General features: G+C 60.7%; 20 protein-coding genes. 13 read left to right on the forward strand and 7 right to left on the reverse strand.

Going from position 1 to position 22,333, the window contains the following annotated elements; all coding sequences use genetic code 11:
- Positions 1-158 precede the first annotated feature (158 nt).
- From ACIQAL_RS02590 to phhA, 6 genes are all read right to left on the reverse strand, one after another.
- On the reverse strand, positions 159-1,373 hold the full coding sequence (locus ACIQAL_RS02590; RefSeq protein ID WP_401142041.1) for an MFS transporter: 1,215 nt from the start codon (positions 1,371-1,373) through the stop codon (positions 159-161).
- A 175-nt stretch (positions 1,374-1,548) separates the two neighbouring features.
- Positions 1,549-1,728, reverse strand: a complete 180-nt coding sequence (locus tag ACIQAL_RS02595) for a hypothetical protein (RefSeq protein WP_401142044.1) — start codon at positions 1,726-1,728, stop codon at positions 1,549-1,551.
- Positions 1,729-1,808: 80 nt separating this feature from the next.
- A complete protein-coding gene (locus tag ACIQAL_RS02600; RefSeq protein ID WP_341959434.1) occupies positions 1,809-1,946 on the reverse strand; it encodes a hypothetical protein in 138 nt (45 codons plus the stop codon).
- A 314-nt stretch (positions 1,947-2,260) separates the two neighbouring features.
- A complete protein-coding gene (locus ACIQAL_RS02605; RefSeq protein ID WP_401142047.1) occupies positions 2,261-3,457 on the reverse strand; it encodes an amino acid aminotransferase in 1,197 nt (398 codons plus the stop codon).
- Positions 3,458-3,814 (reverse strand): 4a-hydroxytetrahydrobiopterin dehydratase, encoded by a 357-nt coding sequence (locus ACIQAL_RS02610; protein WP_166593310.1) that lies wholly within the window; start codon positions 3,812-3,814, stop codon positions 3,458-3,460. It abuts the gene before it with no gap.
- Positions 3,815-3,828: 14 nt separating this feature from the next.
- Positions 3,829-4,647: a phenylalanine 4-monooxygenase gene (gene phhA, locus ACIQAL_RS02615; RefSeq protein WP_401142051.1), complete on the reverse strand. Its 819-nt coding sequence runs from the start codon at positions 4,645-4,647 to the stop codon at positions 3,829-3,831.
- A 282-nt stretch (positions 4,648-4,929) separates the two neighbouring features.
- Between phhA and ACIQAL_RS02620 the strand changes: the two genes are divergently transcribed.
- Positions 4,930-6,483, forward strand: a complete 1,554-nt coding sequence (locus tag ACIQAL_RS02620; RefSeq protein ID WP_401142054.1) for a sigma-54-dependent transcriptional regulator — start codon at positions 4,930-4,932, stop codon at positions 6,481-6,483.
- A gap of 94 nt (positions 6,484-6,577) precedes the next feature.
- Here the strand turns inward: ACIQAL_RS02620 and ACIQAL_RS02625 are convergent, their stop codons facing one another.
- Positions 6,578-6,844, reverse strand: coding sequence for a DUF2790 domain-containing protein (locus ACIQAL_RS02625; RefSeq protein ID WP_166593307.1), 267 nt, complete (start codon positions 6,842-6,844; stop codon positions 6,578-6,580).
- A 450-nt stretch (positions 6,845-7,294) separates the two neighbouring features.
- Here ACIQAL_RS02625 and acs point away from each other — a divergent pair, with 450 nt between their 5' ends.
- The 12 genes from acs (at position 7,295) to astB (ending at position 22,307) form a co-directional block, all read left to right on the forward strand.
- Complete coding sequence (acs, locus tag ACIQAL_RS02630) at positions 7,295-9,250, forward strand: acetate--CoA ligase (protein WP_401142057.1); 1,956 nt, start codon at positions 7,295-7,297, stop codon at positions 9,248-9,250.
- 722 nt (positions 9,251-9,972) lie between these two features.
- On the forward strand, positions 9,973-10,749 hold the full coding sequence (locus ACIQAL_RS02635; protein WP_401142060.1) for an ABC transporter substrate-binding protein: 777 nt from the start codon (positions 9,973-9,975) through the stop codon (positions 10,747-10,749).
- A gap of 90 nt (positions 10,750-10,839) precedes the next feature.
- Entirely contained in the window at positions 10,840-11,529 is a 690-nt protein-coding gene (locus tag ACIQAL_RS02640) for an ABC transporter permease (protein WP_401142062.1), read from the forward strand.
- Positions 11,526-12,224, forward strand: coding sequence for an ABC transporter permease (locus ACIQAL_RS02645; protein ID WP_341959415.1), 699 nt, complete (start codon positions 11,526-11,528; stop codon positions 12,222-12,224). The genes ACIQAL_RS02640 and ACIQAL_RS02645 overlap by 4 nt, the downstream gene beginning before the upstream one ends.
- 1 nt (position 12,225) lies before the next feature.
- Positions 12,226-13,338, forward strand: coding sequence for a succinylglutamate desuccinylase/aspartoacylase family protein (locus ACIQAL_RS02650; protein WP_401142065.1), 1,113 nt, complete (start codon positions 12,226-12,228; stop codon positions 13,336-13,338).
- Positions 13,339-13,359: 21 nt separating this feature from the next.
- On the forward strand, positions 13,360-14,124 hold the full coding sequence (locus ACIQAL_RS02655) for an ABC transporter ATP-binding protein (protein ID WP_081569194.1): 765 nt from the start codon (positions 13,360-13,362) through the stop codon (positions 14,122-14,124).
- A gap of 149 nt (positions 14,125-14,273) precedes the next feature.
- A complete protein-coding gene (gene argR / locus ACIQAL_RS02660) occupies positions 14,274-15,263 on the forward strand; it encodes a transcriptional regulator ArgR (protein WP_401142069.1) in 990 nt (329 codons plus the stop codon).
- A 487-nt stretch (positions 15,264-15,750) separates the two neighbouring features.
- Positions 15,751-16,971, forward strand: coding sequence for an aspartate aminotransferase family protein (locus tag ACIQAL_RS02665; protein WP_401142071.1), 1,221 nt, complete (start codon positions 15,751-15,753; stop codon positions 16,969-16,971).
- Between the two features lie 199 nt (positions 16,972-17,170).
- Positions 17,171-18,202, forward strand: coding sequence for an arginine/ornithine succinyltransferase subunit alpha (gene aruF, locus ACIQAL_RS02670; protein ID WP_166593299.1), 1,032 nt, complete (start codon positions 17,171-17,173; stop codon positions 18,200-18,202).
- Positions 18,203-18,292: 90 nt separating this feature from the next.
- Positions 18,293-19,318 carry an arginine N-succinyltransferase gene (astA, locus tag ACIQAL_RS02675; protein WP_341959405.1) on the forward strand — a complete coding sequence of 342 codons (1,026 nt, stop codon included), beginning with the start codon at positions 18,293-18,295 and terminating at the stop codon, positions 19,316-19,318.
- Entirely contained in the window at positions 19,315-20,784 is a 1,470-nt protein-coding gene (astD, locus tag ACIQAL_RS02680; RefSeq protein ID WP_401142075.1) for a succinylglutamate-semialdehyde dehydrogenase, read from the forward strand. The genes astA and astD overlap by 4 nt, the downstream gene beginning before the upstream one ends.
- A 176-nt stretch (positions 20,785-20,960) precedes the next feature.
- A complete protein-coding gene (gene astB, locus ACIQAL_RS02685) occupies positions 20,961-22,307 on the forward strand; it encodes an N-succinylarginine dihydrolase (RefSeq protein ID WP_401142077.1) in 1,347 nt (448 codons plus the stop codon).
- Positions 22,308-22,333 lie beyond the last annotated feature (26 nt).

Here is a 22,333-nt window from a genome sequence, read left to right on the forward strand (position 1 = left end):
ACGCGGTCTGCTGTTGATTCTGGCCGAAGGCCGTAGGAGCAAGCTTGCTCGCGATCTGGTGCGAAGCGCCAGCAGATTGGGTCATCTCGGAAATTCCTGACACTCATACGCGAGAGGGTTTCAGGGCTGTTCCTACGCCTTCGCCAGCAAGCCGGCTCCTACAGGTCGGTGGCCTTGTTCCGCATCACCTTCGCCTGCTTGTACAGGTACACGCTCAAGCCCAATCCGCCCAGCGACGCCAACGCCGCGAACAAGAAGATCGAGGCGAAGCCAAAGCCCGACGCCACGGCGCCAGCGACCGGTCCGGTGATGCCCAGTGACAGGTCGATGAACAGCGAATAAGCCCCCACTGCCGCGCCTCGGCTGGAAGCGGGCACCAGGTTCACGGCCTCAACCCCTAGAGCCGGGAACACCAGCGAGAAACCAAAACCGGTCAGCGCGGCACCGGCCAGCGCCAGATTAGGGTTTGGCGCCAGCCACAACAGCAGCAAGCCCAACGCTTCAACCGACAGACACGCGATGGCGACACGAAATCCACCAATGCGGTTGATCATGTTGCCAAACAGCAGCCGCGCCCCGATGAAACAGGCACCGAACAGGCTCAGGCACAACACCGCGTTCGGCCAGGTGTGGCTGGCGTAATACAGGGTAATGAAGGTCGCGATGGTGCCGAAGCCGATCGAGCCCAGCGCCAGGCCGGTGCCGTGAGGCAACACCCGACCCAGCACGTGCAGGAATGGCATCCGCTCGCCATGCACGATGGGCGCCGGTGTCTTCTTCCAGGCCAGCGCAATGCCGAGCGTGGCCAGCAATATGATGCTGACGCCCATGCTCCACAGCCCCAGCGCGTTGACCATCAACACGCCAAGCGGGGCGCCGATGGCCAGCGCGCCGTAGCTAGCAATGCCGTTCCAGGAAATCACCTTGGCAGTGTTCGCTGCTCCCACACGGCCGATGCCCCAGCCGATGGAACCCGAACCCACCAGACTCTCGGCGCTGCCCAGCACCAGTCGGCCCACGAACAGGCTGATCAGGCTCACTATTGGCCACGCATCGAGCCAACCCGCCAGCAACATGAACACGCCGCTCAGGCCGCAACCGAACAGGCCGATGATCACGGCTTTCTTCGGGCCTTTGTTGTCGATGATGCGCCCGGCGTAGGGGCGGCTGAGCAGGGTCGCGAGGTACTGGACACTGATCACCAGACCGGCGGTCACCGCGCCAAAGCCCAGGTCGGTGTGCACGTAGCCCGGCAGCACGGCCAGCGGGATACCGATGTTCAGGTAACCGATGAAGGTGAACAAAACGATGGAAACGACCTGCAAGGTAACTTTGATAGGGCGTTGTGTTTCGGCGCTTGAAGCGTCTGGCATGGGGCTAGATCCACGGTTACGACTGGGGAAGTGCAGCGGGGGCAGAAACTGAATGAAGCGTAGACGCTTGAAAGCCAAGCGATGCCACATGATAACGAGGGTTTCCCGTTCAGGGCAGTCGAAGGTTGAAGCTGCGCTGAATCAAGCGCGAGTGTTGCAGCGCCGATGCTTGAGATTATTTGTCGGCGGGTGTCACAAGCTGAGTCGTGATCAAGGCAGCGAGGGCGTTTTCCTGGGTGCCGAAGCGCGCCAGCAACGCTTGCTGTTTTTCCGGGGTGAGGCGTGTCCAGATTTCGATCATCTTCTCGGCGGCGCCGATGAGGGCCTGGGCCTGGGGGTCTTTGAATTCAGTCATGGGTTCTGGTCTCGGAGCATTCAGCCCTTATGGAAGTACGCCTGGAAGACGCTCTTGCATAGGGGCTGAACATTCAACCCTTAGCGTTGGCCTTGGGCTTTCTTGCTATCACTCTGTTTCGCACCGGCTTTCATCTCGATCGGCTGACCAAGTTCTTGACGGGCTGCTGCGCTTTGCTGGGTTTGGCTTGGGAAGGGGAAGTTTGGGATTTCGTGCATAGATCGCTCCTCACAAGTTTGTTGCGGCTGGTTTGAACAGCGCGTCCAAAAAACGCAAACGGAGGATACCCCACAACAAATGACAAACAGACTTTTAATTGATGGCCGTTGGTCATGTAGTGGCGTATTACCCCCGTTACAGGATTCCGTAGACTGATCTGCTTCTGCCCGGGGTCGCGTCTGACCGTAGCGGCAGCAAATCTGGGCGCTTTGATAGTGTCAGACACACCGCATGCACAGAATTTACTACTGCTTCGCAGTAGATCGCAGGCAAGCCAGCTCCCACGCCCTCCGGGCAGCGGCGTCGCGCCGGATCAATCCTTACATACCGCCGCGAACGCCGCTGCCAGTTCATCCAGCCGAGTGGCATCGATCCCCGCCACGTTGGCCCGGCCTGCCGCAACCATGTACACGCTGTGTTGGTTGCGCAGACGTGCGACTTGGTCGTCATTCATCCCGGTGTAGGAGAACATGCCGCGTTGCACACCGATGTGGGCGAAGCGTTCACCGAGGCCCAGCGGTGTCAGCGCTTCAACCAGCCCCTGACGCAGTTGCGCGATGCGGCTGCGCATGGCTTCGACTTCATCGGCCCAAAGTGCCTTGAGTTCCGGGTCGCCGAGGATTTCAGCCACCACCGCCGCGCCGTGATCGGGCGGGTTGGACCACAGGTTACGGGCAGTCGCGGAGAGCTGGCTGCGAACGTCGGCCAGTTTTTCGCTGTTGTCCGCGCACACCAGCAGCGCGCCGGTACGCTCACGGTACAGGCCGAAGTTCTTCGAGCAGGAACTGGTGATCAGCAATTCGGGCAATTCGGCAGCGAACAGGCGAACGGCCCACGCGTCCTCCTCCAGCCCGTCACCGAAACCCTGGTAAGCGAAGTCGATCAGCGGCAACAGATTGCGGCGTTTAACGATCTTCAGCACCTCATGCCAGTCGTCGTGGCTGAGGTCGAAACCGGTCGGGTTGTGGCAGCAGGCGTGCAGCAGCACGACATCGCCTTCCGGCACGGTGTTCAGGGTTTCCAGCATGGCCGGCACGTTGAGGCGGTTGTCGCTGCCCACGTACGGGTAGTGATTGACCTTCAAGCCCGCAGCGGCATAGATGGTTTCGTGAATCGGCCAGGTCGGGTCGCTGAGCCAGATGCCCTTGCCTGGCAGGCAATTGGCGATGAAGTCAGCGGACAGACGCAGTGCGCCTGTTCCGCCCGGCGTCTGGGTCGCGCCGAAACGTTTTTGCTGAATCAGCGGCGAATCGGCCCCCATTACCAGTTCACAGATCAGCGTGCCGAAGCGTGGCTCGCCGTGACCGCCGATGTACGTCTTGGTCGGCTGCGAGTCCACCAGACGCTGCTCGGCCAATTTGACCGCACGAGGAATGGTGGTCAGGCCTTGCGCGTCCTTGTACACGCCCACGCCCAAGTCGAACTTGTTTGGGTTCGGGTCTTTGGCATAAGCCTGGATCAAGCCCAGGATCGGATCATCGGGTACGCGCTGAATCTGTGAAAAATGCATTTACTTACGGCCCTCGGCGCCTGTGGCCACCTCGTCGGTGCGGGCGGCCATGATGAAGTCGTTGCGGTGCAGCCCTTTGATGGAGTGGCTCCACCAGGTCACGGTCACTTTGCCCCATTCGGTCAGCAGACCGGGGTGGTGACCTTCGGCCTCGGCAATTTCGCCGACCGCGTTGGTAAACGCCAGCGCAAATTTGAAATTCTTGAAGAGATAGACCTTTTCCAATTGCATCACGCCATCACGGACTTCTATGTTCCAGTCCGGAATCTGACGCAGCAATTCTGGCAGTTCGGCTTCACTGACCTGCGGGGCGTCGGCGCGGCAGGCTTCACAGTGGGCTTGGCTAAGAGCAGTCATACAAGGGTCCTTTTTCAGGCGGCTGTTGTTTTGGAAGGTTGTGCTTTGGGCGTCTGCGGCTTGGGCGCAAAGCGCGGCGCATGCAGGCCCATGGAAGTTGCGGTCTGGACCATGCCCATGATGTCTTCGTGGGCCAGGTCGAACAGGCGCTTCAAGTCCGGCAACACGAAATACAACGGTTGCAGGATGTCGATGCGGTATGGCGTGCGCATGGCCTCTATCGGGTCGAAGGCCTGATGTTCCGGCGTCGAGGACAGGCTGTATACCGTTTCCTTGGGTGACGAGAGAATGCCACCTCCATAAATCTTGCGCCCCTGTGCGGTCTCCACCAGGCCGAATTCGATGGTCATCCAGTAAAGGCGGGCAAGGTACACGCGTTGCTCTTTGCTGGCTGCCAGACCGAGCTTGCCGTAGGTGTGGGTAAATTCTGCAAACCATGGGTTGGTCAGGAGCGGGCAGTGTCCGAAGACTTCGTGAAAGATGTCAGGCTCTTGCAGGTAATCGAGTTCTTCTTCAGTGCGAATAAAGGTGGCCACGGGAAATCGCTTGCTGGCCAGCAGTTCGAAAAAGGTTTGAAAGGGGATGAGCGCCGGAACCCGCGCGACTTGCCAGCCCGTGGTGGCGGCCAGCACGGTGTTGATCTCGGCCAGTTGCGGGATTCGATCATGGGGCAGGTTGAGCTGTTCGATGCCGTCGAGGTATTCCTGGCAGGCGCGGCCTTCGATCACCTTCAATTGGCGAGTGATCAAGGTGTTCCACACCCGATGTTCAGCGTCGGGATATTTGATGAAGCCGCTGGCGTCCGGTTCACGGGCGACGTACTGCGTGCTCATGCTGCTCTCCTGAATGGCTTGTTCTTATATGGAGCGTTCGGTTGCAGGTCGATGGCCCGCGTAAGGCTATAGATACCCGGTTTCACGCCGTGTGCCGCCGCGTTGCAAGGGAAGTGGAGGTCAGTGAATGCGCCGCGTCGTAAAGAAAACCTGACAGCTGAATGTGAAAAGCCCGGAATCTGCGCTATTCAGGGCGCTTGGCCGCTTGCGCTGTAACGTATTCTTGACGATAAACTTCGCGCATCACAAAAAAGTCAGCCTGATGACAAGAGTCGACCTGCCATGCGTATCAAAGTGCACTGCCAGAACCGCGTCGGAATCCTGCGCGACATCCTCGAATTGCTGGTTTCTTACGGCGTCAACGTCTCGGGCGGCGAGGTGGGCGGCGAGCACGGCGATGCGATCTACCTGCGCTGCCCGAATCTGATCAACCTGCAATTCCAGGCGCTGGTGCCCAAGTTCGAAACGATTCCGGGGGTATTCGGCGTCAAGCGTGTGGGATTGATGCCCAGCGAGCGTCGGCACATGGAGTTGAATGCGTTGCTGGGCGCGCTGGAGTTTCCGGTCCTGTCCATCGACATGGGCGGGTCCATCGTTGCGGCCAATCGAGCGGCCGCGCAGTTGCTCGGGGTGCGCGTCGATGAAGTCCCCGGCATTCCGCTGTCCCGTTACGCCGAAGATTTCGACCTGCCGCAACTGGTCCGTGCCAACCGGTCACGGATCAATGGCCTGAGGGTCAAGGTGAAGGGCGATGTCTTTCTGGCCGACATCGCCCCCCTGCAGTCCGAGCACGAAGACAGTGAAGCCATGGCCGGCGCGGTCTTGACGCTGCACCGGGCAGACCGCGTAGGCGAACACATCTATAACGTGCGCAAGCAGGAACTGCGGGGCTTCGACAGCATCTTCCAGAGTTCGAAGGTGATGGCCGCGGTCGTGCGAGAGGCGCGGCGGATGGCGCCTCTCGATGCCCCGTTATTAATAGAAGGCGAAACCGGCACCGGCAAAGAACTCCTGGCGCGGGCCTGTCATCTGGCGAGCCCTCGCGGTCAGTCGCCGATGATGGCGCTCAACTGCGCGGGATTGTCCGAGTCCATGGCCGAGACCGAGCTGTTCGGCTACGGGCCGGGCGCGTTTGAAGGCGCACGGGCCGAGGGCAAGCTCGGGCTGCTCGAACTGACCGCAGGCGGTACGTTATTTCTCGATGGCGTGGCGGAAATGAGCGCCCGGTTGCAGGCGAAACTGCTGCGCTACCTGCAAGAAGGCTGCTTTCGCCGTGTCGGAAGTGATGAAGAGGTGTTTCTGGACGTGCGCGTGATCTGCGCCACGCAAGTAGATCTGTCCGAACTGTGCGCACGCGGCGAGTTTCGGCAGGACCTCTATCACCGGCTCAACGTGCTGTCGCTTCACATCCCGCCGCTGCGCGAATGCCTCGACGGCCTGCAACCACTGGTGCAGCACTTTCTCGATCAGGCCAGTCGGCAGATCGGCTGCCCGCTACCGCGCATTGCACCCGCCGCGATCGACCGCCTCAATCACTATCACTGGCCTGGCAATGTGCGGCAATTGGAGAACGTATTGTTTCAGGCGGTTTCACTGTGCGAGGGCGGAGTGGTGAAGGCGGAACATATTCGTTTGCCGGATTATGGCGTGCGCCAACCGTTGGGAGACTTTTCATTAGAGGGCGGGTTGGAAGAGATTGTCGGGCGTTTTGAAAAGGCGGTATTGGAGCAACTTTATGCGGCACACCCGAGCAGCCGTCTATTGGGGAAACGATTGGGTGTTTCACATACGACGATCGCCAACAAGTTAAAACAGTATGAAGTAGGGCAGAAGTAACGATGATCGGTAGCAGCACGGCTTGCCGGCGGTGGCGCCTTGTAATCGCCACGGCCAGCAAGACGTGCTGCTACCGTTTTCAATCAGTTATTGATCAACCGTTACTGCACCCGTTGCCCATGACCATGTATTCCATGACATGGCGCTGACCCTTGGAATCCTCGTAGGTCATGTGCTGTGGCACGACGCTGCAGACGTTCGGCACTTCATCCACGGAAATGACCTTGGCGATGTCCAGTTTGGTGGAGTAGCTGTAGTGCTCGACCCGTTGCTGTTGCGCGGCCACTTTCGCACCTGATTCTTCTGCCATTGCCATGGCGCTGAAACCACAAAGAGCCATTACAACCAGTGCAGCTTTCATTTAGGTATTTCCTCTAAGTTGCTTCGTCAACGCTGCCAGACAGGAATGCCGTTCGGCAGGGTGCGCAAAACCCTTGTGGGATTTTGTGTGAAGTCAGTTGTTTACAGGTTTAGTTGCGGATTGACAGGCCGGTGTGGAGGGCTGTTAGTTGTCAATCGTTTGCCGTGTTGGCGAAATGAATTCTAGGCGTCTGCGCTCGGGTTATATAGAAACCCTTTTGATAAAGACTGTTGAGCATTCTGGTAACAATCGCGCTTTACGCGCCGCAACGCACTAAGGCTCTCGTTCTTTGGTCGTAGGACTAGGATGAAGATTTGCCACAAACCGGGCCCTTGAGCGCGTTTCGGCGTTATGCTGAAGGCCGGTAAGACCATCGTCGAATGGCTTTCGTGGCCCTCGGCGGATACAACGGTTTCATACAAAAACAACATTTCCACCGAGGTAAGAAAGATGAGTGCGGCTTCCCTGTACCCCGTCCGCCCTGAAGTGGCAGCCAATACGCTGACTGACGAGGCGACCTACAAGGCCATGTACCAGCAGTCGGTGGTCAACCCGGATGGCTTCTGGCGTGAGCAGGCCAAGCGCCTGGATTGGATCAAGCCCTTCAGCACCGTCAAACAGACGTCCTTCGACGATCACCGCGTCGACATCAAATGGTTTGCCGATGGCACCCTGAACGTTTCCTACAACTGCCTGGACCGTCATCTGGCCGAGCGTGGCGATCAGGTCGCGATCATCTGGGAAGGCGACGACCCTTCCGAAAGCCGCAACATCACCTACCGCGAACTGCATGAAGAAGTCTGCAAGTTCGCCAACGCCTTGCGCGGCCAGGACGTGCACCGTGGCGACGTCGTGACCATTTACATGCCGATGATCCCGGAAGCCGTGGTTGCCATGCTGGCGTGCGCTCGCATCGGCGCGATCCATTCCGTGGTATTCGGCGGTTTTTCGCCGGAAGCCCTGGCCGGTCGCATCATTGACTGCAAATCGAAAGTCGTGATCACCGCCGACGAAGGTTTGCGTGGCGGCAAGCGCACCGCGCTCAAGGCCAACGTTGACCGCGCCCTGACCAACCCCGAAACCAGCAGCGTGCAGAAAGTCATCGTGTGCAAGCGCACCGGTGGCGACATCGAGTGGAACCGCCATCGCGACATCTGGTACCACACGCTGCTGGAAGTGGCTTCGACCACCTGCGCGCCGAAAGAAATGGGCGCCGAAGAGTCGCTGTTCATCCTTTACACCTCAGGCTCCACTGGCAAACCGAAAGGCGTGCTGCACACCACGGCGGGCTACTTGCTGTACGCGGCGCTGACTCACGAGCGCGTGTTCGACTACAAGCCGGGCGAAGTCTACTGGTGCACCGCCGACGTGGGCTGGGTCACCGGTCACAGCTACATCGTCTACGGCCCGCTGGCCAATGGCGCGACCACGCTGCTGTTCGAAGGGGTGCCGAATTACCCGGACATCACCCGCATGTCGCAGATCATCGACAAGCACAAGGTCAACATCCTCTACACCGCACCCACCGCCATTCGCGCCATGATGGCCGAAGGCACCAAAGCCGTTGAAGGCGCGGACGGTTCGAGCCTGCGCCTGCTGGGTTCGGTGGGCGAGCCGATCAACCCGGAAGCCTGGAACTGGTACTACAACACCGTCGGCAAACAGAACTGCCCGATTGTCGACACGTGGTGGCAGACCGAAACCGGCGGTGTTCTGATCAGCCCGTTGCCGGGTGCGACGGCGTTGAAGCCGGGTTCGGCGACCAAGCCGTTCTTCGGCGTGATCCCGGCGCTGGTGGATAACCTCGGCAACCTGATCGAAGGCGCGGCCGAAGGCAACCTGGTGATCCTCGACTCGTGGCCAGGCCAGTCCCGCAGCCTGTACGGCGATCACGACCGTTTCGTCGACACCTACTTCAAGACCTTCCGTGGCATGTACTTCACCGGTGACGGCGCCCGTCGCGATGAAGACGGCTACTACTGGATCACGGGTCGCGTCGATGACGTGCTCAATGTGTCTGGCCACCGCATGGGCACCGCTGAGATCGAAAGCGCGATGGTTGCCCACCCGAAAGTCGCGGAAGCCGCAGTCGTCGGCGTGCCGCATGACCTGAAAGGGCAAGGCATCTACGTCTACGTCACCTTGAACGGCGGCGAAGTGCCAGACGAAGCCTTGCGCATCGAACTGCGCAACTGGGTGCGCAAGGAAATTGGCCCGATTGCCTCGCCTGACGTCATTCAGTGGGCGCCGGGCCTGCCGAAAACCCGCTCCGGCAAGATCATGCGCCGCATCTTGCGCAAGATCGCCACGGGGGAGTACGACGCGCTGGGTGATATCTCTACGCTCGCTGATCCGGGTGTGGTGGCGCATCTGGTAGAGACGCACAAGACCATGAACGTCGCCTGACGCTTGCGGTTGTGAAGCGCCCCGTCCGGTGAAAGCCGGGCGGGGCGTTTTTGTTTTCAGTCGTTCATAAATTCAGCCTGAGCGCCTTGCCCCTGAGGGAGCTTCTGGAGGTTACGACAGTGGTGAAGGCGTCCTGTCTGACACACCGCTTTCGCCACCGTCGTAACCTCCGGAAGCTCCCACAGGTCCTGCGTTCGCCACGGAGTTTTGAGTTGTCTGGATTGCTGTGGGAGACGCCGGAGGTTACGACGGCAGCGAAAGCGGTGTGTCGGCACGAGGTGTTTACTGAGATATATATCGATTTGTTACCGCCCAGTCAGCACGTGTAACCTCGCGCCCCGAAATGAGGCATATCTCCCCGCAATCCGTGCAATTCATCGCTACGTAATTACCGTTCGACACGCCAGACTTGCCGGATTAGAAGGCTTTGCCAATAATGGGCGCGTTATTTGCTTCGTTGATAGGTTTGCCGCTACTGGCTCAGACACAAACTTTCTGGGCTGTCAATCAGGCTGATCGGCTTTCTCGGTGCTTCTGTAACTAGTTGTCGCATTGAAGAAATATCGACTTCCAGCCTGCCGCTAAAATGCCGACCACTCGCCGAAGGCCTGTCGAGCCCTGAGACCCGACGGCACCTCGCGTCGCAATTTCAGTTATTCCTTCTGCACATTGAGCGCTTCGCTCACTGCCACTTGTCGCGTTATACCGATGGAGTTCCACGAATGAAAAAGCTCATGCTGCTGGGTGCGCTGGCGTTGTCCGTATTGGCACAGCCTGTGTTCGCCGATGAAAAGCCCCTGAAGATCGGCATCGAAGCGGCGTACCCTCCATTCGCCTCGAAAGCGCCGGACGGCAGCATCGTCGGCTTCGACTACGACATCGGCAATGCGCTGTGCGAAGAGATGAAAGTCAAATGCGTATGGGTCGAGCAAGAGTTCGACGGCCTGATCCCGGCGCTGAAAGTGCGCAAGATCGACGCCATCCTGTCCTCGATGTCCATCACCGAAGACCGCAAGAAGTCCGTCGACTTCACCAACAAGTATTACAACACCCCAGCCCGTCTGGTCATGAAGCAAGGCACTGTCGTCAGTGACGGCCTGACCGAACTCAAGGGCAAGAACATCGGCGTGCAGCGTGGCTCGATCCACGAGCGTTTCGCCAAGGAAGTCCTCGCTCCGCTGGGCGCCGAAATCAAGCCGTACAGCTCGCAGAACGAAATCTACCTGGACATCGGCGCCGGTCGTCTCGATGGCACCGTGGCCGACGCGACTCTGCTGCAAGACGGCTTCCTGAACACTGAATCGGGCAAAGGCTACGCGTTCGTCGGCCCGGCGTTCACCGACGTCAACTACTTCGGCGACGGCGTGGGCATTGCCGTTCGCAAGGGCGACAAGGCCGATCTGGACAAGATCAACGCCGCCATCGCAGCGATCCGTGAGAACGGTAAATACAAGGTGATCCAGGACAAGTACTTCAACTTCGACATCTACGGCAAGTAAGTCGACGTTCGTCCGTAATGGCGCAATCGGCAGGGTCCTCATCCTTCTGATCGCGCCATTTTTCTATCCCGTGTTCGAGGGCCAAACAACATGTTGAAAGGCTACGGAGCCGTCATCCTCGACGGTGCATGGCTGACCTTGCAACTCGCCCTGTGCTCCATGGCGCTGGCCATCGTGCTCGGGCTGATCGGCGTGTCGTTGCGCCTGTCGCCGGTGCGTTGGCTCGCCTGGCTGGGTGACCTGTATTCCACGGTCATCCGCGGCATTCCCGACCTGGTGCTGATCCTGCTGATCTTCTACGGCGGTCAGGACGTGCTCAACCGCGTCGCGCCGTTGCTCGGCCACGACGATTACATCGATTTGAACCCGCTGATGGCCGGTATCGGCACGCTGGGTTTCATCTTTGGTGCCTACCTTTCCGAAACTTTCCGCGGCGCGTTCATGGCCATTCCCAAAGGGCAAGCCGAAGCCGGCATGGCCTATGGCATGAGCAGCGGTCGGGTGTTTTTCCGCATCCTGGTGCCGCAGATGATTCGTCTGGCGATTCCAGGATTCACCAACAACTGGTTGGTGCTGACCAAGGCGACCGCGCTGATTTCCGTCGTCGGCCTGCAAGACATGATGTTCAAGGCCAAGCAGGCGGCCGATGCCACCCGCGAACCCTTCACTTTTTTCCTTGCCGTGGCAGCCATGTACCTGGTGATCACCAGCGTCTCGCTGCTGGTGCTGCGTTACATCGAAAAACGCTACTCGGCTGGCGTCAGGGTGGCTGACCTATGATCTTCGATTACAACGTCGTCTGGGATAACCTGCCGCTGTACTTCGGTGGCCTGTTGATCACCCTCAAACTGTTGGCGCTGTCGCTGTTTTTCGGCCTGCTGGCTGCTTTGCCGCTTGGGTTGATGCGCGTCTCCAAAGTCGCCTGGGTCAACCTGCTGGCCTGGGGTTACACCTACGTCATTCGCGGCACGCCGATGCTGGTGCAACTGTTCTTGATCTACTACGGCCTGGCGCAATTCGAAGCCGTCCGCGAGAGCATTTTCTGGCCATGGCTGTCGAGCGCAACCTTTTGCGCCTGCCTGGCCTTCGCCATCAACACCAGTGCCTACACCGCAGAAATCATCGCGGGCAGCCTTAAATCCACGCCACCGGGCGAAATCGAAGCGGCGCGGGCGATGGGCATGTCCAAGGCCAAAATGTACCGCCGCATCCTGCTGCCTTCGGCTCTGCGCCGGGCACTGCCGCAATACAGCAACGAAGTGATCATGATGCTGCAGACCACGAGTCTGGCGTCCATCGTCACGCTGATCGACATCACCGGCGCGGCGCGCACGGTCAACGCGCAGTTCTATCTGCCGTTCGAGGCGTACATCACGGCGGGCGTGTTCTACCTGTGCCTGACCTTCATTCTGGTGAAACTGTTCAAGCTGGCCGAGCGCCGCTGGCTCAGTTACCTCGCACCGAGGAAGCACTGATATGCAACGCATCGATCATGATTTGCCGTGGGGCAACCTGGGCACCCAGCGCACGTTGAGCGTGTTCCGTTTCGGTCAGGGCGAGCGCAAGGCCTACATCCAGGCCAGCCTGCATGCCGACGAATTGCCGGGCATGCGCACCGCTTGGGAGCTGAAAAAGCGTCTGACACAGCTTGAAGAGCAAGGTCGGTTGAACGGTGTGATCGAACTGGTGCCGGTGGCCAACCCGATCGGTCTGGGGCAATTGCTGCAAGGCAATCATCAGGGCCGTTTCGAGTACGGCAGTGGCAAGAATTTCAACCGTGATTTCACCGAACTGAGCGAGCCGGTGGCCGAGCGGCTAGCAGGAAAACTGGGCGATGATCCTCATGCCAACGTCCGGCTGATTCGTCAGGCCATGGCCGATGTGCTGGCCGAATTGTCGCCTGCGGGCAGCGAGTTGGCCGGCATGCAGCGTGTGCTGTTGAGCCACGCCTGCAACGCCGATATCGTCCTCGATCTGCACTGCGACACCGACGCGTCTCTGCACATGTACGCGCTGCCGCAGCATTGGCCGCAATGGCGATCCCTGTCGGCGCGTCTGGGTGTCAGCGTCGGCTTGCTGGCGGAAGACTCCGGCGGCAGCTCGTTCGACGAAGCCTGTTCGTTGCCATGGTTACGGTTGGCAAAGCAGTTTCCCGACGCGCAGATTCCGTTGGCCTGCATGTCCACCACCCTGGAGTTGGGTGGCCAGTCCAACACCGGCAAGGCCGAAGCCGAAGCGTACGCCGAGGGGATTCTGGCATTCCTGGGCGAGCAGGGCCTGATCAGCGGCGAGTGGCCGCAACCGGCCCATGAGGCCTGTGAAGGCATGCCGTTCGAAGGCACCGAAATGATCTACGCGCCGCACCCCGGCGTGCTGACCTTTCTGCGTCCGGCAGGTGCCTGGGTCGAGCCCGGCGAGCCGTTGTTCGAGGTCATCGACCCACTGACCGACCGCGTGACCACGGTCTGCGCGGGCACGGCCGGCGTGCTGTTCGCCATCGAAAAACTGCGTTACGCCCAGCCGGGCTTCTGGATGGCCAAAGTGGCGGGGCGCACCCCGTTGCGCAGCGGCCGCCTGCTCAGTGACTGATTACTTGTGAGAACCGACATCATGAACAAACTGGAAGTCCAGGACCTGCACAAGTGCTACGGCAGTCACGAAGTGCTCAAAGGCGTTTCGCTGACCGCGAAGGCGGGTGATGTGATCAGCATCATCGGCTCCAGCGGCTCGGGCAAAAGCACGTTTTTGCGCTGCATCAACCTGCTGGAGCAGCCGAAATCCGGTCGCATTCTGCTCAACAACGAAGAGCTGAAACTGGTGGCCAACAAGGACGGCGGCTTGAAGGCGGCGGACCCGAAACAGCTGCAACGCATGCGTTCGCGCCTGTCGATGGTCTTTCAGCATTTCAATCTGTGGTCCCACATGACAGCGCTGGAAAACATCATCGAGGCGCCGATTCACGTTTTGGGCGTGCCGAAGAAAGAGGCGCTGGAAAAGGCCGAGCACTACCTGAACAAAGTCGGCGTCGCTCACCGCAAGGATGCCTTTCCGGGGCACATGTCCGGTGGCGAGCAGCAGCGCGTGGCGATTGCCCGGGCGTTGGCGATGGAGCCTGAAGTCATGCTGTTCGACGAACCGACTTCGGCCCTCGACCCGGAGCTGGTGGGCGACGTACTGAAAGTCATGCAAGCCCTGGCGCAAGAAGGCCGCACGATGGTGGTGGTGACCCACGAAATGGGCTTTGCCCGTGAGGTGTCGAACCAATTGATCTTTCTGCACAAGGGGTTGGTCGAAGAAAGCGGCGACCCCCGCGAAGTGCTGGTCAACCCGAAATCGGAGCGCCTTCAGCAGTTTCTTTCGGGCAGCCTGAAGTAACGATTGGTGCCGTCTCGAACGGTGCGTTTTGTCTCGGAACAGTTCATGCTGCGCGTCACTTTGACCGCTGCCATGAACTGAACGCAACAGATTCACTTCACACGCCCGGCGTGTGACCCCCAACAGCGACACGTTTCGGATTGCACGCCATGACTGCCCATCGAATCGGATTTCTTATCTGGCCCAGCACCAAAGCCTTGACCCTGGCGCTGGCGGAGGAAGCCCTGCGTGTCGCTCAGCGCGTTCACCCCGAGGTGGTGTATGAGCTGACGTTCATGCAAGCCGAGCCAACCGCCGAAGGCGCTGGCGCTGGTTGGCAATTGCCGGGTGAGCCGTGGGGCGGTCGCCTTGAAGGCTGTCAGAAAGTTTTCCTCATTGCCGACGAACCCCCTGCGCCCATGGCTTCCGCCTTGGCCGGGGCGCTCAAGCAGCTCGTGCGGGCAGGCTGTGTGATCGGCGGGCTGTCAGCGGGTGTTTACCCCTTGGCGCAACTGGGCTTGCTCGACGGTTACCGCGCGGCCGTGCACTGGCGCTGGCAGGACGATTTCGCCGAGCGCTTCCCGAAGGTCATCGCCACCAGCCATCTGTTCGATTGGGACCGCGATCGCCTGACCGCGTGTGGCGGGATGTCGGTGCTGGACCTGCTGCTGGCCGTGCTGGCTCGCGATCACGGCGCCGAGCTGGCGGGCGCGGTCTCGGAAGAGCTGGTCGTCGAGCGCATCCGGGAAGGGGGCGAGCGTCAACGCATTCCGTTGCAAAACCGACTGGGGTCCAGCCATCCGAAGCTGACCCAGGCCGTGTTGTTGATGGAGGCCAACATTGAAGAGCCGCTGACCACCGACGAAATTGCCCAGCATGTGTGCGTGTCCCGACGCCAGCTGGAGCGGATTTTCAAGCAATACCTCAATCGCGTGCCGAGCCAGTATTACCTGGAGCTGCGCCTGAACAAGGCCCGGCAGATGCTGATGCAGACCAGCAAATCGATCATCCAGATCGGCCTTTCTTGCGGCTTTTCCTCCGGCCCGCACTTCTCTAGCGCCTACCGCAACTTCTTCGGCGCCACCCCCCGCGAAGACCGCAACCAGCGACGCAGCAGCAGCCCGTTTGAACTGTCGTCGGTGCCTGCCGAGCGCGGTTGATCACGGTCTCAGGCCGTAAGATGTAGCTGCTACAGCCCGGTCCGCCGTTGATTCTGGCCGGAGGCCGTGGGAGTGCCGGGGTGGCGCTCCACCTTGCCTGCGATCTGCTGCGCAGCGGCAGTAAGACCTGACGACTTATTCAACCTGACACAACGAGGTGGTTGGTTTCACTGCCGCTTCGCGCCAGATCGCAGGCAAGGTGGAGCGCCACCCCGGCAGCTCCCACGCCTTCGGCAGAAGCGGGCGGGATGTTCGCGTCATGTGTGTATGCGCCCCGTCTCGTGTGACTGAGACGAGCATCCTGCCCTCCCAACGTTTAAACTGCGCCTTTCCGACGCTATTTGTCGCATTGCCGAAAGCCTCGGAAAAAGCCGGTTTTGCGCTATAAGAAGTTGTCGCTTGGCGGCAAGGCCGGACCGAAATCAGTCCTTACAATCCTTCCATCGCTCGCCAGTCCCAGGCAGGCGTTCCTCTTCAGGAGACTCCGATGTCCGTTGAGCAAGTTCCGGTGCAACGTGCCGATTTTGACCAGGTGATGGTCCCCAACTACGCCCCTGCGGCGTTCATCCCGGTGCGCGGTCAGGGTTCCCGCGTCTGGGATCAGGCGGGTCGTGAACTGGTCGATTTCTCCGGCGGCATCGCGGTCAACGTGCTGGGTCACGCCCATCCGGCGCTGGTCGGCGCCCTGACCGAGCAAGCCAACAAGCTGTGGCATGTCTCCAACGTGTTCACCAACGAGCCGGCGCTGCGCCTGGCCAAGAAGCTGGTAGACGCCACCTTCGCCGATCGCGTGTTCTTCTGTAACTCCGGCGCCGAAGCCAACGAAGCGGCCTTCAAGCTGGCCCGTCGCGTGGCCCACGATCTGTACGGCACCGAGAAGTACGAAATCATCGCCGCGCTGAACAGCTTCCACGGTCGTACCCTGTTCACCGTGAGTGTCGGCGGTCAGCCGAAATACTCCGACGGTTTCGGCCCGAAAATCACCGGCATCACCCACGTGCCGTTCAACGACCTCGACGCGTTGAAAGCGGCGGTCAGCGACAAGACCTGCGCGGTCGTGCTGGAGCCAATTCAGGGCGAAGGCGGCGTACTGCCCGCCGAGCTGGAATACCTGCAAGGCGCGCGAAAATTGTGTGACGAACACAACGCGCTGCTGATCTTCGACGAAGTGCAAAGTGGCATGGGTCGCAGCGGTCACCTGTTCGCGTACCAGCATTACGGAGTGGTGCCGGACATTCTTTCCAGCGCCAAGAGCATCGGCGGCGGTTTCCCGATGGCTGCGATGCTGACCACCGAAAAACTGGCCAAGCACCTGGCCGTCGGCGTTCACGGCACCACTTACGGCGGCAACCCGCTGGCGTGCGCGGTGGGCGAGGCGGTGATCGACGTGGTCAACACCCCTGAAGTCCTCAATGGCGTGAATGCCAAACATGCACTGTTCAAGGCGCGCCTGGAGAAGATCGGCCAGCAATACGGTGTGTTCAGCGAAGTGCGCGGCATGGGCCTGTTGATCGGGTGTGTGCTGACCGATGCCTGGAAGGGCAAGGCCAAGGACTTCTTCAACGCCGCTGAACACGAAGGCGTGATGATCCTGCAAGCCGGTCCTGACGTGGTGCGTTTCGCGCCAAGCCTGGTGATCGAAGACGCGGACATCAACGAAGGTCTGGATCGTTTTGAACGTGCCGTGGCCAAGCTGACCCAGGCCTAAGCAACGCTGCTTGACTGTGGGAGCCGGCTTGCTGGCGAATGCGTCCGTTCAGAGACAACGATGTTGACTGACACGACGCCTTCGCCAGCAAGTCGGCTCCCACAGGTTCCACGCAAGACAGGGGCCGGCGCCAGCTTCCCTTATTTTTTTCTTTCCCATGCCGGATTTCGCCGGCCTGTTTTTCTCAAGGAGTGACACCATGCTGGTAATGCGCCCTGCGCAAATGGCTGATCTGAGCGAGGTCCAACGACTCGCCGCAGACAGCCCGATTGGTGTCACGTCCCTGCCGGATGACGCTGGCCGTCTGGGCGACAAGATCGCCGCGTCCGAAGCGTCGTTCGCCGCCGAAGTCAGCTTCAATGGCGAGGAAACCTATTTCTTCGTGCTGGAAGACACCGAGTCCGGGCGTCTGGTGGGCTGCTCCGGGATCGTCGCGTCAGCGGGTTACTCCGAGCCGTTCTACAGTTTCCGCAACGAAACCTTCGTTCATGCCTCCCGCGAACTGAAGATCCACAACAAGATTCACGTGCTTTCCCAGTGCCACGACCTGACCGGCAACAGTCTGTTGACCAGCTTCTATGTGCTGCCGGAGCTGGTGGGCACGCTGTGGTCGGAACTCAACTCCCGGGCTCGCCTGCTCTTTGTCGCGGCGCACCCTGAGCGCTTCGCTGATTCGGTGGTGACCGAGATCGTCGGCTACAGCGACGAAAACGGTGATTCGCCGTTCTGGGATGCCATCGGTCGCAACTTCTTCGACCTCAACTACGCCGAGGCCGAGCGCATCTGTGGCTTGAAAAGCCGGACCTTCCTCGCGGAGCTGATGCCCCATTACCCGATCTACGTGCCGCTGCTGCCTGATGAGGCGCAAGAAGCCATGGGCCAAGTGCATCCTCGCGCCCAGATCACGTTCGACATCCTGATGCGCGAAGGCTTCGAAACCGATCACTACATCGACATCTTTGACGGCGGTCCGACGCTGCATGCCCGCGTGTCGGGGATTCGTTCGATTGCGCAAAGCCGCGTGGTGCCGGTGAAAGTCGACACCGTGGACAGCGGCGACGCCGTGAAAGGCGGGCGTCCTTATCTGGTCGCCAACAACCAATTGCAGGATTACCGCGCCGTGATGCTGGAACTGGACTGGGTCCCTGGCAAGCCCGTGACCCTGAGCCTGACGGCCGCCGAGGCTTTGGGTGTGGGTGAAGGCGCCAGCGTGCGCATTGTCCCGGTTTGACAGTTGAGTCATTGGCGACCGCTACCGGTTGCCGTGTCGCAGGTTCGCGAGTTCGCCGGTGTCTGATCGAGACCGGCTTGAGGAGAAAGCATGATCGTTCGTCCCGTACGTAGCAGTGACCTACCGGCGCTGATCGATTTGGCGCGCAGCACCGGCGCAGGCCTGACCACGCTGCCAGCCAATGAAGAGCGCCTGGCGCACCGGGTCGGCTGGGCCGAAAAAACCTTTCGTGGCGACGCCGAGCGGGGCGACACCGACTACCTGTTCGTGCTTGAAGACGATGATGAGCGCGTGGTCGGTATCTCCGCCATCGCGGGGGCGGTGGGGCTGCGTGAGCCCTGGTACAACTACCGGGTCGGCCTGACGGTCAGCGCCTCTCAAGAACTGAACATCTATCGTGAAATCCCGACGCTGTTTCTGGCCAACGACCTGACCGGCAATTCAGAGCTGTGCTCGCTGTTCCTGCACGCCGATTTCCGCAACGGCCTTAACGGCCGCCTGCTGTCGAAAGCGCGGATGCTGTTCATCGCCGAATTCCCTGAATTGTTCGGCGCCAAGATCATCGCTGAAATGCGCGGCATGTCGGACGAGCAGGGCCATTCGCCTTTCTGGGAAAGCCTGGGTCGTCACTTCTTCAAGATGGAATTCAGCCAGGCCGATTACCTGACCGGCGTGGGCAACCGAGCGTTCATTGCCGAGCTGATGCCGAAATTCCCGCTGTACAGCTGCTTCCTGTCGGAGGCGGCGCGCAACGTCATCGGTCGCGTGCACACCAGCACCGAACCCGCGCTGACCATGCTCAAAGCCGAAGGCTTCAGCTATCAGGGTTACGTCGACATCTTCGACGCAGGGCCTGCGATTGAGTGCGAGACCACCAAGATCCGCGCCGTTCGCGACAGCCAGGCGCTGGTCCTTGCGGTCGGCACGCCGGGCGATGACGCGACGCCGTTCCTTATCCACAACCGCAAGCGCGAAGACTGCCGAATCACGGCTGCACCTGCGCGATTCGCAGCCGGAACGCTGGTGGTCGATCCGATGACCGCCAAGCGCCTGCGCCTGACCGCAGGTGATCAGGTGCGTGCGGTGCCGCTGTCTCCAGCCCGGGAGGGTGTGTGATGAACACGTTGTATATCGCAGGCAACTGGCTAGCCGGGCAGGGGGAGGCGTTTGAGTCGCTGAATCCGGTCTCGCAACAGGTGATCTGGAAAGGCCAGGGCGCCACGGCCGAACAGGTCGACGCAGCCGTAATTGCAGCTCGTCAGGCCTTCCCGGCCTGGGCAACGCGCACGCTGGAAGAGCGCATCGTTGTGCTGGAAGCCTTCGCTGCCACGCTGAAAAGCCGTGCCGACGACATCGCCCGTTGCATCGGTGAGGAAACCGGCAAGCCGCTGTGGGAATCGGCGACGGAAGTGACCAGCATGGTCAACAAGGTCGCGATCTCGATTCAGAGCTATCGCGAACGCACGGGCGAGAAGAGCGGCCCACTGGGCGATGCCACCGCCGTGCTGCGGCACAAGCCCCATGGCGTGGTCGCTGTGTTCGGGCCTTACAACTTTCCGGGGCATTTGCCGAACGGCCACATCGTCCCGGCGCTGCTGGCCGGTAACGCCGTGGTGTTCAAACCTAGCGAACTGACCCCGAAAGTCGCTGAGCTGACGGTGCAATGCTGGATCGACGCAGGCCTGCCAAAGGGCGTGTTGAATCTGGTGCAGGGCGCGCGGGAAACCGGCATCGCGCTGGCGGCCAACGCCGGTATCGACGGCTTGTTCTTTACGGGGTCCAGCCGCACCGGCAATTCGCTGCACCAGCAATTCGCCGGGCGTCCGGACAAGATTCTTGCGCTGGAGATGGGCGGCAACAATCCGCTCGTCGTGGATCAGGTCGCTGACGTCGATGCGGCGGTGTACACCGTGATTCAGTCGGCCTTCATTTCCGCTGGCCAGCGCTGCACGTGCGCGCGTCGCCTGTTGGTGCCTGAAGGGGCGTGGGGTGATGCGTTCATGGCGCGTCTGGTCGAGGTGAGCAAGACCCTTCAGGTGGGCGCGTTCGACGAGCAACCAGCACCGTTCATGGGCTCGGTGATTTCCCTGCGAGCGGCGCAGGGGTTGGTCGATGCTCAGGAACAATTGCTGGCCAATGGTGCAGTGGCGTTGCTGGAAATGACCCAGCCTGACACGAACTCAGCGTTGCTGACGCCGGGGATTCTGGACGTCAGCGACGTGAGCGATCGACCGGACGAGGAGCTGTTCGGCCCGTTGTTGCAGGTGATTCGCTATGCGGATTTTGCGGGGGCCATCGAAGAGGCCAACGCCACGCAATACGGTCTGGCGGCGGGATTGCTGTCGGATTCACAGGAGCGCTATCAGCAGTTCTGGTTGCAGAGCCGGGCGGGCATCGTCAACTGGAACAAGCAACTGACCGGCGCTGCGAGTACCGCGCCGTTCGGTGGGGTAGGGGCCTCGGGCAACCATCGCGCCAGTGCCTATTACGCGGCGGACTACTGCGCGTACCCGGTGGCGTCGCTGGAGAGCGGGACCCTCGCGTTGCCGACGAGCCTGACGCCGGGTATTACCTTGAATTGAATCGGGAATACCGGGCTTGCGGTTGATCTATAGGAGCCGGCTTGCTGGCGAAGGCGGAGTATCAGGCACGGGTGTGTTGGATGACACACCCCGTTCGCCAGCAAGCCGGCTCCTACAATGGCCGCGGTGTAACCGAACATTGATGTTTATAAAAACAGATCCACGGAGCCTCACCGATGAAATCCTGTGAAGTCAACTTTGACGGTCTAGTGGGGCCGACCCATAACTACGGCGGACTGTCGTACGGCAACGTCGCGTCCCAGAGCAATTGCCAGCAGTCGTCGAGCCCCCGTGAGGCGGCGCTGCAAGGGCTTGCGAAAATGAAGGCGCTGATGGAGCAGGGCTTCACCCAGGGTGTGCTGGCGCCACAGGAGCGCCCGGACATCGCGGGCCTGCGCAAGCTGGGTTTCGGTGGTACCGACGCCCAGGTCATCGAACGTGCGGCCAAGGAATCCATGCCACTGCTGGTCGCCAGTTGCTCGGCGTCGAGCATGTGGGTGGCCAACGCCGCGACGGTCAGCCCGAGTGCCGACACCGCTGACGGCCGCGTGCATTTCACCGCTGCGAACCTCAACTGCAAATACCACCGCAGCATCGAACACCCGACCACCAGCCGCGTGCTGGGCGCCATGTTTGCTGATCAGCAGCACTTCGCTCATCACGCCGCCTTGCCTGCCGTTGCCCAGTTCGGCGATGAAGGCGCGGCCAACCACACGCGTTTCTGCCGCAGTTACGGCGAGGCGGGCGTCGAGTTCTTCGTGTTCGGTCGTGCGGCGTTCGACACCCGTTTCCCGGCGCCGCAGAAGTATCCGGCGCGCCAGACCCTCGAAGCGTCGCAAGCCGTCGCGCGTCTGCATGGCCTGAGCGATGAAGGCGTGGTCTACGCGCAACAGAACCCGGCGGTGATCGATCAGGGCGTGTTCCACAACGACGTGATCGCGGTCGGCAACGGCGAAGTGCTTTTTTATCACGAGGACGCCTTCCTCAATACCGAGCACATGCTCAGCGAACTGCACGACAAGCTCAGCCGTCGCGGCGGCCGTTTCCAGGCCATTTGCGTGCCGCGTACCGAAGTGGGCGTGGAAGACGCTGTCCGCTCCTATCTGTTTAACAGCCAGTTGCTGTCGCGCCCGGATGGCTCGATGCTGCTGATCGTGCCGGAAGAATGCCGCAGCAACGAACGCGTATGGCATTACTTGCAACGCCTGATCGCGGACGAAAGCCCGATTCGCGAGGTCAAGGTGTTCGATCTCAAGCAAAGCATGCAGAACGGCGGCGGCCCGGCCTGCCTGCGTTTGCGGGTGGCGCTGAATGAAACGGAACTGGCGGCGGTCAATCCAGGGGTTATCATGACCGCGCCGTTGTACGACACGCTGACGCAGTGGGTGGACAAGCACTATCGCGATCGCCTGAGCGAAAGCGACCTGGCGGACCCGCAACTGCTGACCGAATGCCGCACGGCACTGGATGAACTGACGCAGCACCTGAAGCTGGGCGCGGTCTATCCTTTCCAACTCAATTGATGCATTTCCTCCATCGCGCCTGATCC

This window comes from Pseudomonas sp. NPDC088368 (assembly GCF_044753445.1).
In the GTDB taxonomy this organism is placed as follows: domain Bacteria; phylum Pseudomonadota; class Gammaproteobacteria; order Pseudomonadales; family Pseudomonadaceae; genus Aquipseudomonas; species Aquipseudomonas bambusae.

Coding starts and splice junctions, on each gene's coding strand:
- ACIQAL_RS02635 (WP_401142060.1), top strand. CDS start 9,973: ATGAAAAAGCTCATGCTGCTGGGTGCGCTGGCGTTGTCCGTATTGGCA.
- ACIQAL_RS02665 (WP_401142071.1), top strand. CDS start 15,751: ATGTCCGTTGAGCAAGTTCCGGTGCAACGTGCCGATTTTGACCAGGTG.
- ACIQAL_RS02645 (WP_341959415.1), top strand. CDS start 11,526: ATGATCTTCGATTACAACGTCGTCTGGGATAACCTGCCGCTGTACTTC.
- ACIQAL_RS02600 (WP_341959434.1), bottom strand. CDS start 1,946: ATGCACGAAATCCCAAACTTCCCCTTCCCAAGCCAAACCCAGCAAAGC.
- ACIQAL_RS02595 (WP_401142044.1), bottom strand. CDS start 1,728: ATGACTGAATTCAAAGACCCCCAGGCCCAGGCCCTCATCGGCGCCGCC.
- astA (WP_341959405.1), top strand. CDS start 18,293: ATGATCGTTCGTCCCGTACGTAGCAGTGACCTACCGGCGCTGATCGAT.
- astB (WP_401142077.1), top strand. CDS start 20,961: ATGAAATCCTGTGAAGTCAACTTTGACGGTCTAGTGGGGCCGACCCAT.
- ACIQAL_RS02620 (WP_401142054.1), top strand. CDS start 4,930: ATGCGTATCAAAGTGCACTGCCAGAACCGCGTCGGAATCCTGCGCGAC.
- acs (WP_401142057.1), top strand. CDS start 7,295: ATGAGTGCGGCTTCCCTGTACCCCGTCCGCCCTGAAGTGGCAGCCAAT.
- ACIQAL_RS02650 (WP_401142065.1), top strand. CDS start 12,226: ATGCAACGCATCGATCATGATTTGCCGTGGGGCAACCTGGGCACCCAG.
- ACIQAL_RS02625 (WP_166593307.1), bottom strand. CDS start 6,844: ATGAAAGCTGCACTGGTTGTAATGGCTCTTTGTGGTTTCAGCGCCATG.
- ACIQAL_RS02605 (WP_401142047.1), bottom strand. CDS start 3,457: ATGCATTTTTCACAGATTCAGCGCGTACCCGATGATCCGATCCTGGGC.
- ACIQAL_RS02590 (WP_401142041.1), bottom strand. CDS start 1,373: ATGCCAGACGCTTCAAGCGCCGAAACACAACGCCCTATCAAAGTTACC.
- phhA (WP_401142051.1), bottom strand. CDS start 4,647: ATGAGCACGCAGTACGTCGCCCGTGAACCGGACGCCAGCGGCTTCATC.
- aruF (WP_166593299.1), top strand. CDS start 17,171: ATGCTGGTAATGCGCCCTGCGCAAATGGCTGATCTGAGCGAGGTCCAA.
- ACIQAL_RS02610 (WP_166593310.1), bottom strand. CDS start 3,814: ATGACTGCTCTTAGCCAAGCCCACTGTGAAGCCTGCCGCGCCGACGCC.
- argR (WP_401142069.1), top strand. CDS start 14,274: ATGACTGCCCATCGAATCGGATTTCTTATCTGGCCCAGCACCAAAGCC.
- ACIQAL_RS02640 (WP_401142062.1), top strand. CDS start 10,840: ATGTTGAAAGGCTACGGAGCCGTCATCCTCGACGGTGCATGGCTGACC.
- ACIQAL_RS02655 (WP_081569194.1), top strand. CDS start 13,360: ATGAACAAACTGGAAGTCCAGGACCTGCACAAGTGCTACGGCAGTCAC.